This is a genomic window from Elusimicrobiaceae bacterium (assembly GCA_017528825.1).
Taxonomy (GTDB): Bacteria; Elusimicrobiota; Elusimicrobia; order Elusimicrobiales; family Elusimicrobiaceae; genus Avelusimicrobium.
In genome coordinates this window covers 1-12,837 of sequence record JAFXOI010000003.1, presented here as the reverse complement: position 1 = coordinate 12,837, position 12,837 = coordinate 1, and the positions used below count along the sequence as shown (strand labels likewise).

Sequence of the window (12,837 nt, the reverse complement as noted above, 5' to 3'; positions counted from 1 at the left end):
ACAGGTAAACATTAGGCACAACCCATGCGGCTTGCAATTCCGTTTGCGTTGTACCTTTATATCGGCTGTTTTTGGCGGCTAGGTTTTTTGAGATTTCTCTCAAAAAGCCCGTATTCTGCATACGGTCCAAAAACAGATAAATTTTTATTTCAGCACGGTACGCGCCTTACTACTTCCTCCAAGTCATTTTATTATAACATAAAAATATTTTACTTACCGGTTAACGTTTTAACAGCCGCATGGAAAACAGCACGCATGGCGGTAACCACCGGTTTTTCACCAAAGTGCGGTTGCCATTTATAATTAAACAGCTCGTCACTAATGGCAAAGCACGCCGCCCCTTTTACTTTGCGCTGTTCGCAAATAGCAAAGAAAGCAGAGGCCTCCATTTCCACCGTTAAAATATCTTTCTTTTGATAGTGTTTTACTTCTTCTACCGTTTCACGGAACAAAGCATCCGTAGTCCAGGTAGGGCCAAAATGATAATTCAATTCCGCTTTATCTAATTGTTTGGCAAAGCGTTGCGTCATTACTTCAGACGGAGTAGAAATTTCTTTCGGAGCATAATGGGCAGAAATACCTTCATCAGCCACCGCCCCGCCACACAGCACGATATCCCCCGCCAACACTTCCGGCTGTAAAGACCCAGCTAAACCCACTAACAACAATTCTTTGACTCCTAACGCAATTAAAATTTCCAACGCGCAGGCCATCGCCGGGGCACCGATACCGGCCCCGGTTACATAGCAATAGCCTTTTTCTTCATCTACATAAATATCTGCTTCACACCAATAATGTTTAAATTTTCCTTGGCTGAGCACGTATTTTGTCATAGAAGACAACGGACAAACAATGGCTTTCTTAGGCAATTTCAAATCGCAATGAATATGTTTCAAATAATTTTTCGCACCGGACAACTCATGTGCTTTTATTTTTTGTTTCTTGGAAAAAAGAATTGGCATTTTGGGCTCCTTATGATTAGTTTTTTATACTATAGCAAATTAATAGCCATCGCACGCGAACGAAAAAATGCTTTACAAGCCGCTTTTTAGGTGTTATCATATAAAAAAGAGCTTTTTAGGGCAGGTACAATTATGTTGACCAAATACAACATTGTAGAACGCAAGCTCAGCCAAACAGACGACGAAAAAGCACAAGTCTATTTGTTCACCAACCCGACGTTGGAAGAACAACGCTTTTTGGTGTCTGATTTCCAAATTGATGAGCACACCTTGGCTTCTGCACTCGACCCGGACGAACTCCCGCGCTTGGAATTTGAGCCGGAGCATATCGTCATGATTTATAAACGCCCTAAAAATTATTCCGGCAAAGACCAACTCGAATTTAAGACGGCATCTGTGGGACTGTTTTTGTTTGAGGAAAAATTGGTCATTGTACTGGCCGAGGATATTCCGCTGTTTACCGGCAAACGTTTTCAAGCTGTTTCGTCCATCAAAAATGTTTTCTTAAAACTGGTGTATAACTCTATTTCACATTATGTGGAGCACTTGCGCATTATTCACTTAATTTCCGAGGAAATTGAAGATAAAATGACCGAGTCTATGGACAATACGTACCTGCTAAATTTGGTCAGCTTGGAAAAAAGTTTGGTGTATTATGCCGAGGCCATTACTGCCAACGGATTTGTGTTTGAAAAGATGCGCAACCTATCTGCGCGATTTGGATTTTCGGAAAATGACGAAGAAATGTTGGACGACATCATCGTAGAAAACCTGCAATGTAAAACGCAGGCCGACATTCACTCCAACATTTTGGCGCAACTCTTGGGTGCACGCGCCAGCATCGTCAGCAACAACCTCAATTTACTGATTAAAAAACTCAATATTATCACCATTTCACTCATGGTGCCTACGCTGATTGCCAGTATGTATGGGATGAACGTACACTTGCCAATGTCCCAACATCCCGATGCATTTTGGATGCTGATGGGGCTGGGGCTTATTTCTGTGTGGCTCGTTATGATGTACTGGCGGCATAAAAAGTGGTAAAGATTTTAGCCGTTTTTGTATCTATGCAAAAACCCTGTCCGTCGGACAGGGTTTTGAAATTTCTTGCAACCTTTATAAATACATTTCTAATTTATCGATTTGTTTTCCTTGTTCATTGTACACTTTCATGGTCAACTTGCGATCTACAATGTGGAAATCAGCATAATGATAATTAGACACGAACCGGGCAGTAGAAGGATGCTGTCCGCTACGGCGTTTGGGAGTGGCGCCCCCGCCGCCTAAAGTAATATACGTAACCCCTCGGGGATTGGTAGCATCTTTTAAGAGTGGGAACGTACGTTCGTAATCCGCCTCTGCTCCTTGCAGCACCAAATCTACCCCATACCGTTCAAACAAAGGCACCAAACGCGCCGCTACTTCATAGGCAGGGCCTTTTTCTCCGGTGGAATAAAGCGGAGCATTAAGCACTACGATTTTCCACTTTTCAGGCGCACCTGCTAAGGTGGTTTGCAGCCATTTGTATTGGGTGGATTTTTCATCTAAATCCGGTGCCCAGGTCGCTCCGTACGCCGAATTACTATCTAAAAACACAAAACGGGCATTGGCTGTATCAAACGAATAATACTTTGGCGTGGCATTGGACCAGCTCATATTATGAAAGCGCGTATAATTCGTACGCAAAAAGGCTTTACTATCCTCGCTCGCGCGGTCCGGGCCGTATTCATTGGCCCCTAAGGCAATAAACAGAGGCGTTACTTGCAACATATCCCGATAGGGTTTAAAAAATTCAGCATCCGCATCTGCATCCAAACCGGTGGAAGTAATATCTCCGGTATGAATGACAAAATCTGCTTTTTGCTCAGCCATTTGCTCCGATAGCAAGGCCTTGGCCCCTTGGTTTTCACCGGCTGTATTGCCAAAGGCTAAAAAATGTACTTCTTTGCGTTCGGGGGTATAGAGCGTGCGGAAAGAGCCTTCCACCGGCGCTTGCAATCCGTCTTTGGCACTGTTATAGACGTACAATTTATAACAAAATTCCTGATTGGGCACTAATCCATATAACACCGCTTTATGTTCGGTACTCTCAGGACTGATTTTCATGATTTGATTGCAACGCGGCGCAGGGCCATATTCCAGCCAAGCCGGCGTCTTCTCGTTCGTTTCCCAGCGCAAAATCAGCGTCGTTTGGGTGGGATCTTCTAAATACGGGCCGCGTACCACTTGTGCCGCAAAGCTCAAAAGAGGTGCAAACAAAAAACCTAATAACAAATACTTTTTCATCATTTATATTTTAGCAAAATATCTGCCACACTCACGCTAACCCTAAAATTTTCTGTCGAACTGCTATAAATTTGCTACATTATAGGATATGAGAAAAATCTTACTATTAAGTTGTTTGTTTATTTTTGCGCTGGTCGCGCAAGCTGACACCGTAGATACTTCCGTTTCGTATATCTACTCTTCCGATTATAACCAAGCCCGCTTGGGAGCGGCTGTCCCGTTGGGGATCAATGTCTCCGTCGGGTTGGAAGGCAAATATGTGGAAGACAAGTTCTCCCTTGAACAGGGTGCCTTCAAAGACCCCGTCTATTCCGTCTATTTGCCCGTGCAAATGGATTTTGAGTTATTTCGTCTAAACCTCACTCCTTTCTATTACTTCAAAAATGATTTTGAGAAACAACCTCACTTAAAAGATGCTTATGCTTACGGGATCAACTCACAATTCATCATGGATTTGCTGAAAGATGACGTAGATCAGCTGTATTCTCAAGCCTATGTAGGCGTTTCTTATGCCCGGCAAAAAGCCAATACCTTTGATGGAACTCTATGGGAACACGATGATTATGACCAGATGGCTTTTAGTTTAGGGCTGCGGCAAAATTTCTATGATGCTTTTATGTTTCAAGTGGCCGGAGCCGTTTTCCAATACCCCGACGGTGTCAGCCACATTGAAGCCTTCCGCGGTATTTTGGATATGAAAGATTTAGCTTTTACAGAATCTTTCGACGTGACCCGCTCTTTAACCAAGTACGCTCTTTCCGCTCGTATTACGCGCATGTGGGCAGACAATCATTCTTCTCTTTACGCTGCCTACCATTATGCGGAATCTTATACGGCTGAGCCGGAACATTCCATGCTCGTCGGAAATACATTTTTAGTAGCTAAACGCGCCCATGTGGATATTGCCTTTAACCATTTACAAGATAGCCATGGGAGCAACAAACGCGATTTGTTATATGTTAATTTGAACATCCCATTTTAAGAGGAAACATGGATCAGACATCTGAAAAAAATCCGGTCGTAAAGACCTTGCAAGGGGAAGATGATGGGAAAATGCTGTCTTTGGTTTCCCATAAGTTGCGCACTCCCCTTTCCATTATTAATGGCTATTCAGAAGCTATCTTATCCCAATCCTCTAAAGAGAATTTCTCTCCGTTTACCACCAAAGCCTTGGAAGAAATTAACAAACAGGGCAACAAATTGTGTAAATTAGTAGACAAATTATTGTTCTTCAATAAGGTCAACAATTTAACCGTTAAAGATTTATCTCAAAAAACAATCAATCTAAAAGATTTACTCAAAATGTGCGCTAACGATGCCGTGGCCCAAGAAGACGAATTGTCGTCAACTTCCCCCTCTTCTACTGTAGCCAAGCGCGGCACATCTATTAAAATCGATTGCCCGCCCACCCTAGAGTTAAAAGCCGATGAGGAACTGATTATCTTTTTAGTGGAAGAAATGTTGGCCAATGCCATCAAGTTTAACAATAAACTGGAAAAGATTATCAAAGTACAGGGCACCCATCACGGGGACAGCATCTCCATTTCCGTGCGTGACTATGGGGCGGGTATCCGTCCGCAAGATGTACATAAAATTTTTGACCGTTTTTATCAGGTGGACGACTATTTTACGGGCCAAATTGAAGGATGGGGCCTTGGTCTGACTATCGTCAAAAAAATTATGGACTTACACGGCGGTACTATCACCGTGGTGTCTGACCGGGGATTAGGTTCCATTTTCACCTTGAGTTTCCCCCTCACCTATGCGCTATGACAGATTTATTTGATCAATTAGCCACCCAGGCGGATGCCGCACGCGGTATGCTCGCTATTCAAACGCAACAATTGCGTGATTTCACGCGACGCCTGGAGCTTATTTTAAGCCAAGACCACAAACAAATTCAGATACGTGATACCGCTTTTGGAACTGATTTTACCCAATTTTGCACCCAACTGCGTAGCCATATGGACCAACTTGTAGATACCTGGCAACATTTACGGGGGCAATGCCGCATCTCTCCTTATAAGGAGCTGGTGCCGAACTCTTTGCAAGCCAAGAATTTTTCTTTGCGGGCCAAAAATTTATCCCGTTGCTGTGATGATTTTACCACCGCTTATGATCAATTTAACCGGTTTTATAAGAATTATACTTTAGCCAAATTGCCTGTTTGGATGCTAACCGCTTGCTGCGACGATTTGAACAATATAACAGGAAAAATTTTGTTTCTTTCTCGTGAAATTACCAAACGAATGGAATCAAAGGGGGTCTAATGTTTACCGATAAAACTGCGTGGTACTATCAAAAAACAAGTGCCATTTGTCTTACTATTATTGCGGCCGGAGTTATTACGGCAGCGCTGATTTATACCCGCGCCTTGATGATTCCGCTGGTAATTGCTATTTTTTTCTATACCATCTTAGCCCAATGCGCGGCGCTGTTACATAAAAAATTATCTTTGCCTGCATGGCTTGCATTGACAGTTTCTATTCTTTTCTTTACTTTATGTTTTGCAGGTGTGATTTATTTCACGGTCAATTCCGTAGGAAGTTTCTTAAAGGGAGCCGAGATTTACCGCGACAATTTACTGGGTATGGCCACTGATTTAATGCACAAACTGGCTCAGCACGGCATTGAACTGGACCAAGCTTCCGTCATTGAGTATATACGTGAATTACCTTTGCTCAATTGGTTCCAAAACTTTGGAAAACAGCTCTTCTCTGTTCTCTCGACTACTACCTTAATTATTTTGTTTATTATTTTCTTATTTATCGGTGAGAAAAAGGCGATTCCTTCTCATACTCCCAATGACACGGTACAGGCTATGCTGGCTAATGTATCCAAATACCTGTCTGTTAAACTCATTACTTCCTTGGTGACGGCTCTGGTGGTATGGATTATTTTGATTTGTTTCAAAGTAAAATTAGCCTTCCTCTTTGCCTTGTTCACGTTCCTGCTCAACTTTATTCCCAGTATTGGGTCCATCGTGTCTGTTATTTTGCCGGCCCCCGTCCTATTTTTACAGTACGGAATCGGAAGTCAATTTTGGGTAATTATCGGGCTGATGACGGCCACCCAGTTCTTAATCGGCAATTTAATTGAACCGCATTTAATGGGAGAAGGAATGGATTTACATCCGGTCATAGTCGTGGCCTCTTTAATCTTTTGGGGGCTGGTGTGGGGTATCCCGGGCGCCTTTTTATCTGTACCAATTACTGCCTCTGTCAAAATCATATTAAGCAAGATAAGATATACGCGACCGATGGCAGAATTACTGGCAGGAAGACTTCCCCGCTAATACACCATAAAAAACCCCGCCTTTCAGCGGGGTTTTTATTATTTCACACTAGTAGATTGAGTAATCGGTAGTTCTTTGCGGACTTTTTCAAATAATCCGCTGGCCGTAGCACGCGATAAGAAACTTTCCCATTCGGCCGGTGACATTTCAAAATCATCCATAACAATAAATGAAATCTCTCTGGAAGTGTCTTTTCCCATCGTATGGTTACTGGCATATTCCCGTTCTAATTCCACATAACGGCTAGCAATAGCATAGTCAATGTCTTGTTGGGAATAGACAGGATGCTTTGATTCTTCCTGCAAGGTGTTCGTATCAATCACACCCTGATGCGGAGCCTGATCGGCCGTAGGGGTAAACATCTCATCCGGTTGATTTTGCGTGCTGGATACGCTTTGACCTTGTTCGTTCATCGGATTACGTTGACCTTGTTCTTGCTGGGAAGAAGACCGTTCCCGTCCAGCCAACATATTAGAACACGCAGTCGGATTCACAATAAGATACACACTCATAACAATCAAAAATAAAACTGCTGCTTTTAATAATATTTTTAACACAGAAAATCCTCCTCACTACAATCCACTACTTACTAGCATACCAAAATTTTCTTATCTGCACACGGATATTTAACGTGGCCGATTTCCTTGTTGTTGCAAAATCATTACACTTTGCACAAACTGCGGATTAGCAAAAATCTCTTGCAACGTTTTAGCAAATTCCGGATCTTTGGCATATTTGCTAATTACTTCTTGTACTTGCGGATGCTGTTGCAACAACACCCCCAGATTTTCTCCGCTTAAATCTTCCAGCGTGATATTTTGGCCGGTATTTTTTTGCAGTTCCGCATAAAAGGCCTGTAGTTTTTCATCCTTCTGATAATCTGCCAAAATAGATTTAACTGTCTGGCGGGCCTGCTCTTTTGCAGCGTCCGGTGTCAACGGAGCATCTTCTAAATAAATTTCCTGTGGTTGCGCATCTTCCGAATAGCGTTTATACACGGGCACTTCCGGTTCCACGGGTTCGAACGAAACCGGTACCTGATTAAAAGTTTGTGTAGCAAAGGGCTGGGATTCTTGTTGGGTTTGCGCGTACCGTTCATAGGCACGGTACAAGTGCAAGCTCGCTATAAAAGCCAGCCCCGCTATAATTACACCAATCAAAAAACGGCTTAATTTAGACATAATTAGTCAGCGATATCAATCATTTCCACTTCAAAAATCAAGACGGAATTAGCCGGAATAACCCCAATGGGACGATTCCCGTAAGCCGTATCGGCCGGACAAACTAAAGTGGCCTTGGAAGCCGGGCGCATATACTGCAATCCTTTTGTCCAACAAGGCACCACATCCGTCAATTTGGTGGTAAAGGCCTCTCCACGGTCGTACGAACTGTCAAATTTGGTTCCGTCCATTAATTTCCCTTCATAATGTACCGTTACTTTGCTGTCCGCTTTCGGGGTGCGACCTTTTCCTTCTTTGGATAATTTAATCATAGCCCCGTTGTCCAGCACTTTTACGCCTTTTTCTTTAGCGAATTTTTCTAAATACTCCTTCTGTTCTTTTTGGCGACGTTGGCTAATCGTCTGGGCATCTTGTTTATATTTTTCCATGATTTGAGGTTTATACGTTTCCAAATCTGTTTGAGCCTGTTTATTGAGCAAACTATCGCGCATCCCTTGGGAAAGAGCTTTGTAATCGTCATCATTATCCAATACTAATTGATGTTTTAAATTATCTCCCAATAAAAACCCTAACGAATACAGCATTTTATTGCGTTCCGCCGGGGTTTGTACGGCAGGGGCTTGTTTGTCTGCTTCCGACTCATTTTGTTGCGCACAAGCCGGTACTAATAACGCGGCACATAAGATAAAAAATAATGTTTTTTTCATACAGTCTCCTCATTTTGTTTTCAAATAGTTTGTTAAACGTTCTACAATTTCAGTAGCGGCTTTCTGTCCGACCCCTTCCATGCTCTTACGCAAAGAATCGGCTTGGCGGCCCGTACCGGCCCGGTCATGCACATCAAAACGGGCAAAGGTGGTTAGGTTCTGCAAGTCCCGCATGCTTACGGAAGCCCCGGTAGCCGCCCACTCTAGTCCTTTCAAACGATCGGAAGTATAACCGTCCACCTCGGCATCTACTTCCACCGATAACAACGCTGTACTATCCGTCGGTTCTACAACACTTAGACCCATCCGGTTCACCGCATCTGTAATACGAGAGAGCAAGACGAGATGTTCTTCTCCGCGCACTACAACCGCCACTTTAACAGCGGCCAAACGGTCGTTATACATTTTTTTGAATGAATCAAACCGCTGTGCTTCGTATCCTTCATGCTCTTCGCTTATAAAAATATACAAATCCTGCAGGACATTGCGTTTGACGATTAGCGGTTCCATGGCAAAAGCGGCGCGCAGACCTGCAAATTTGTCCTCTGTAGCCTGTAGTTTAGCAGTTAAAGCTCCCAAGCGGGCATCCAAGTCATTGGCCGGCGCCTGTAAAATGGTTTGGGCTGTAGCACGTTTCAATACGGCCAAAGCAAAATAATTTTTGACGTCTTGCTGACTCTTATCACGCCACACTTTCCCTATTTTTGCATTGGCTAATAAATCGTCCAACTGTTCAATTTTCTGAGCATCGGGTACATTTTGCAAGATATTTTGACGCATATTCGACAAAGCATTCTCTGCCGCGGCGTCCTTGGTCGCGCCCTCGCCTGCTACCACGTAATAGGCATGTTGGTCATATTTGCTCATTTGATAGCTGACCGTATTTTTATTGATCCCGGCGCAAGCACATAACAGTAATGCGCTGGCCACAATTCCTATTTTTTTCATATATTCTCCTCTTTATTTGGCTGTGCGGTGGTGTAAATATACGCGTCCCCCCGCCGGCACTGCAACATCCTTAAATGTATACTCTCCTACTATCTTACCAAATCCATTTCTAAAACGCAGCGTAATATCTTGTGTACCGGCCGGCACATAAAAACGCGCCAGGCGCAACTGGGCCGGTAAAGTGAACCATTGGCGTGTATCGGCTTTCTCGGTTAAAGCGCCTAAGAAGCTGACCAGCATGGCGGCTAAATCTCCCACATACTCTTGTTGGGACGAACGTGCCGCTGCATGTTTGGCCTGTACGGCCGCCACCCGTTTTGAAGCGGCTCGTATTGCTAAACGAAATAAAGTTCCCGCTTCTTTTTCTTTCAAATCCGTTTTCATAGAACCAGCCACATCCCCTAGTAAACTGGTGGGATAAGACTCCCCTTGTTGGGTGATGACTTCGGAAGATTGAATCTCAAACGGTTGTTCCGATACAACGGGATAAGCTACTGTAATGGCATTGCCCAACAAGCCGGCGGAAATGGCATTTTGGATTTCAGGACTTACGGTATTAGCTTGTTCCCGCGGGTCATTGAGCCACAGAAATACATCTCCCCACGCCACTTGAAAGGTTTGGCTTTTTTTAAGCGGTACCACCCCGTTGGCATGTACCAAAATCACCTCTCCATAATCGGCTGGCGGAACAGGCAGTCTTAATGCTTGGACGATGGCGGGAGCCGCTTGGGAAGCACGCGCGCGTGCAATACGGGCATCATCCCGTTTCCCTGCTGACTCAAATACCAAACTCATAAAATACTGTACGAAGGGGTCCTCCCGCCAACCGGATTTTTTACCGTCACGCAAATGATCCAGATAATACACCGCGCGGTTGGCCTCCACCAAGGCATCTCCGATTCTTCCTTGGCTTAAAAAATTCATGGCGCGGTAATAATAGGTCAGCACTCGTTCGTAAGGGGCCGGCTGATACGGAGCGGTTAAATCATTAATAAGATAGCGAGCCGTGTAGGCAGAAAGACTTTTGGTAAAAAGTTCGTCTATGCGGTCTTGCGCGTAAGCAAAATGTTTATCACTGTCTGCCTCCATTCCTCCATCATGCAATACAGCCCCCACATCCAAGGCATATAGCAAACTATCCTTACGGCTATATTCTTTGGTTCTTGATTTTTCTATAGATTGTTGGGCAGCGATGAAATCGTTCGAGGCGAGATGTTTATTAACTTCTTTTTTATGACGTAAAGAAGGCGCGCTGCACGCTGAGCAGCATAATAAGACTGTCAGGAGTGTACACCAACGCGCCTTCGTCATAAAATTTACCAGCTGGTTTTGCTTCTAGTAACGTATTTTTTAATTTGTTTTTGGCCGTTCCAGACAATTTGATTGGTTTCAATATTGATCAGTTTCATATTAACCTGATAAAATACAACGGCCTTTTTATTTTGGGAATCCACGATAGAGTTGAGCACTCCCGAGAGCATAAAATCCGCTCCCACTTCCCGTCCGAAAGCCTTGCGGGTTTCTTCGGATGCGAACTCATCTTGTTCCAATCTTTCTTGGCGGACTTCACCGCGTTCGTTTTTGCTGGCAACAAATTCCACTTTGCCGGAATTAATCAATGCCCGTTGTATCTCCTCCACAAAAGTGGCGGTATTGATATGTTCCATACTGTCATTGGTTACCGTACCTACGATCACGACCGGTTCTTTTCCCAGTTTGGACACTGTTTTGGCATACCAACCGGAGTTCAGACAATCCGAAATCATCTCTTGGGCTACCATTTGTGAGTCCGTATCATTCCAACGGCCGCTAATATCCTTTACCTCATTTGTGTCAATACGATTCACCTTTGTGGCACAGGCAAATAAAAACGGCACTATCAACAAACTAAACCATACTTTTTTCATGATGTTCTCCTTTACTTCTTATAAATGGACAGCCTTGCACAATAAAGCCCCCACCGTCGAATCGGTTTCATATTCGCATTTCAAATGCGGATCTTCTATATCCAACTCAAACCATTGGGGATATTTCAGACTGTGGGCCTGCAAAACATGTGCTTGTTCCAGGCTGATTTCATATTCAGCACATTGCATGCGACTCTGTCCTTCCCGCACCGCGGGATGACAAGCCGGATCCGTTGTCAGAGAAGCCAAATCAGCACTATATACGCCATATTGGGCATAGAAAGTTCTTTCTTGTTCTGCCAACTGTTGCAATATATGTATTACTTGGTGAGCGTGACGTTGGTCCGTGTGCTTTTTCCAAGCCGGCAACGTCAAAGCTAGGCCAAAACCGGCCACCAAAATAACTACTAACATCAGTTTATGTAAAATACCGTGTTGATTCATAGTTATATTGTATCATATGTTTTAGAAAAGCTATACAGAAAAAACCTGCCCAACAAATAGGCGGGGCATAATTAAGAAAACAGACTTGATAAAAAAGGCAGAAATCACTATACTGACTGTAGGAGAAAAATTCTATTTGGCAAGATAGGAGGGTTATTATGGTTTGGTTCTTATTTGGTTTTATGTGTGCGCTAGTGGTAGGGGCTATAGGAGCTTATTTCAAATTTGCCGCGCTAAGGAAGGCAGTACTACAAGCGAAATTGCGATTAGATGTACAACTTAAAAAACGTAGTGATTTAATTGGACCGTTAGCACTTTTAGCCACTGCCATACCCGAACTGGGCAAAGGATTTGCCTACTCCCTCAATCAATTAAAAGACCGAGAAGCCTTCTGCGACAATTTGGCTAAACGGGTAGCCTGCGAAGAAGATCTCAGCCGTACCCTACATCTTTTGTTTGAAACTTTGCAGAAAGACGCCTCTTATCAACACGACGCCCATTTTTTGCATTTACTGGAAGAAACATCGCAAGTGGAAGCCCGCATCCAACGCAATAAAAGGTCTTATAACAGTGCGGTGCGGGATTTTAATACGTTAACCGGCGTATTTCCTTTGAATGTTTGGGCGCGCCTGCTGGACTTTGAATCTTTTGAATATTTTGACTTTCAGCCCAGCACCAATAAACTACTTTAACGCTTACGCACGAGGCGGCAATTTATCAAACATGCCGTCCATATCATGCAGGGCAAGCAGCCGCTTGTCCAGCGACGGATATGCTTTGTAAATTCCGCTGATACGTTGTAGTAGTGTGGGCTCTCCGCTCGGCTTTTCAATACACATAATACCCACTAACTGTAACCGGTCCAAAATTTCAATCCGGTTATCCTGATCCATATGCCACAGCGCGTGACGCAGTCCTGCCGGATAGCGGGTGACTAATACGGTATTAGCATCGGTTTGCAATTGTCTGGCGGCAGAAACACCGGCCCGCAAAAACGGAGCCAGCAAATATCCATATCCCAAAAGACAGAGCCCAATATAGTACCGGAAACCGCTGCTAGCTATCCAAACCGGTTTTCCCCATGAGCCCGCCAATTCTTCCCGT

The 12,837-nt window shown here is 43.9% G+C and carries 16 protein-coding genes; 6 read left to right on the top strand and 10 right to left on the bottom strand.

Going from position 1 to position 12,837, the window contains the following annotated elements; translation table 11 throughout:
* Window positions 1-209: 209 nt before the first annotated feature.
* The gene (locus IKN49_01120; protein ID MBR3631661.1) at window positions 210-962 is read right to left on the bottom strand and encodes a nucleoside phosphorylase; all 753 of its coding nucleotides are present in this window, start codon (window positions 960-962) and stop codon (window positions 210-212) included.
* Between the two features lie 132 nt (window positions 963-1,094).
* On the opposite strand from IKN49_01120, the gene IKN49_01115 reads away from it, so the two are divergent.
* A complete protein-coding gene (locus tag IKN49_01115; protein ID MBR3631660.1) occupies window positions 1,095-2,009 on the top strand; it encodes a magnesium transporter CorA family protein in 915 nt (304 codons plus the stop codon).
* 72 nt (window positions 2,010-2,081) lie between these two features.
* Here IKN49_01115 and IKN49_01110 read toward each other — a convergent pair whose 3' ends face one another.
* Window positions 2,082-3,254 (bottom strand): metallophosphoesterase, encoded by a 1,173-nt coding sequence (locus tag IKN49_01110; GenBank protein ID MBR3631659.1) that lies wholly within the window; start codon window positions 3,252-3,254, stop codon window positions 2,082-2,084.
* 85 nt (window positions 3,255-3,339) lie between these two features.
* On the opposite strand from IKN49_01110, the gene IKN49_01105 reads away from it, so the two are divergent.
* Genes IKN49_01105 through IKN49_01090 form a run of 4 tightly spaced genes read left to right on the top strand, consistent with a single transcriptional unit; the run spans window position 3,340 to window position 6,546 of the window.
* The gene (locus IKN49_01105) at window positions 3,340-4,233 is read left to right on the top strand and encodes a hypothetical protein (GenBank protein ID MBR3631658.1); all 894 of its coding nucleotides are present in this window, start codon (window positions 3,340-3,342) and stop codon (window positions 4,231-4,233) included.
* Window positions 4,234-4,241: 8 nt separating this feature from the next.
* Window positions 4,242-5,024 (top strand): HAMP domain-containing histidine kinase, encoded by a 783-nt coding sequence (locus IKN49_01100; GenBank protein ID MBR3631657.1) that lies wholly within the window; start codon window positions 4,242-4,244, stop codon window positions 5,022-5,024.
* Window positions 5,021-5,521 (top strand): hypothetical protein, encoded by a 501-nt coding sequence (locus IKN49_01095; protein MBR3631656.1) that lies wholly within the window; start codon window positions 5,021-5,023, stop codon window positions 5,519-5,521. Before IKN49_01100 ends, IKN49_01095 begins: the two co-directional genes overlap by 4 nt.
* Window positions 5,521-6,546: an AI-2E family transporter gene (locus IKN49_01090; protein MBR3631655.1), complete on the top strand. Its 1,026-nt coding sequence runs from the start codon at window positions 5,521-5,523 to the stop codon at window positions 6,544-6,546. The genes IKN49_01095 and IKN49_01090 overlap by 1 nt, the downstream gene beginning before the upstream one ends.
* Window positions 6,547-6,584: 38 nt before the next feature.
* On the opposite strand, the gene IKN49_01085 is transcribed toward IKN49_01090, so the two are convergent.
* From IKN49_01085 to IKN49_01055, 7 genes are all read right to left on the bottom strand, one after another.
* Window positions 6,585-7,058 carry a hypothetical protein gene (locus IKN49_01085; GenBank protein MBR3631654.1) on the bottom strand — a complete coding sequence of 158 codons (474 nt, stop codon included), beginning with the start codon at window positions 7,056-7,058 and terminating at the stop codon, window positions 6,585-6,587.
* Between the two features lie 114 nt (window positions 7,059-7,172).
* Window positions 7,173-7,727 (bottom strand): hypothetical protein, encoded by a 555-nt coding sequence (locus IKN49_01080; protein ID MBR3631653.1) that lies wholly within the window; start codon window positions 7,725-7,727, stop codon window positions 7,173-7,175.
* Between the two features lie 2 nt (window positions 7,728-7,729).
* On the bottom strand, window positions 7,730-8,434 hold the full coding sequence (locus IKN49_01075; protein MBR3631652.1) for an FKBP-type peptidyl-prolyl cis-trans isomerase: 705 nt from the start codon (window positions 8,432-8,434) through the stop codon (window positions 7,730-7,732).
* Between the two features lie 9 nt (window positions 8,435-8,443).
* Window positions 8,444-9,382, bottom strand: coding sequence for a hypothetical protein (locus IKN49_01070; GenBank protein ID MBR3631651.1), 939 nt, complete (start codon window positions 9,380-9,382; stop codon window positions 8,444-8,446).
* A gap of 12 nt (window positions 9,383-9,394) precedes the next feature.
* Window positions 9,395-10,693: a hypothetical protein gene (locus IKN49_01065; GenBank protein ID MBR3631650.1), complete on the bottom strand. Its 1,299-nt coding sequence runs from the start codon at window positions 10,691-10,693 to the stop codon at window positions 9,395-9,397.
* Between the two features lie 5 nt (window positions 10,694-10,698).
* Window positions 10,699-11,289 carry a penicillin-binding protein activator LpoB gene (gene lpoB / locus IKN49_01060; GenBank protein MBR3631649.1) on the bottom strand — a complete coding sequence of 197 codons (591 nt, stop codon included), beginning with the start codon at window positions 11,287-11,289 and terminating at the stop codon, window positions 10,699-10,701.
* Between the two features lie 18 nt (window positions 11,290-11,307).
* Window positions 11,308-11,733 (bottom strand): hypothetical protein, encoded by a 426-nt coding sequence (locus IKN49_01055; protein MBR3631648.1) that lies wholly within the window; start codon window positions 11,731-11,733, stop codon window positions 11,308-11,310.
* 158 nt (window positions 11,734-11,891) lie between these two features.
* Here IKN49_01055 and IKN49_01050 point away from each other — a divergent pair, with 158 nt between their 5' ends.
* Window positions 11,892-12,425: a LemA family protein gene (locus tag IKN49_01050; GenBank protein MBR3631647.1), complete on the top strand. Its 534-nt coding sequence runs from the start codon at window positions 11,892-11,894 to the stop codon at window positions 12,423-12,425.
* A gap of 3 nt (window positions 12,426-12,428) precedes the next feature.
* Here IKN49_01050 and IKN49_01045 read toward each other — a convergent pair.
* A partial coding sequence (locus tag IKN49_01045) for a hypothetical protein (GenBank protein ID MBR3631646.1) occupies window positions 12,429-12,837 on the bottom strand: 409 nt, incomplete at its 5' end.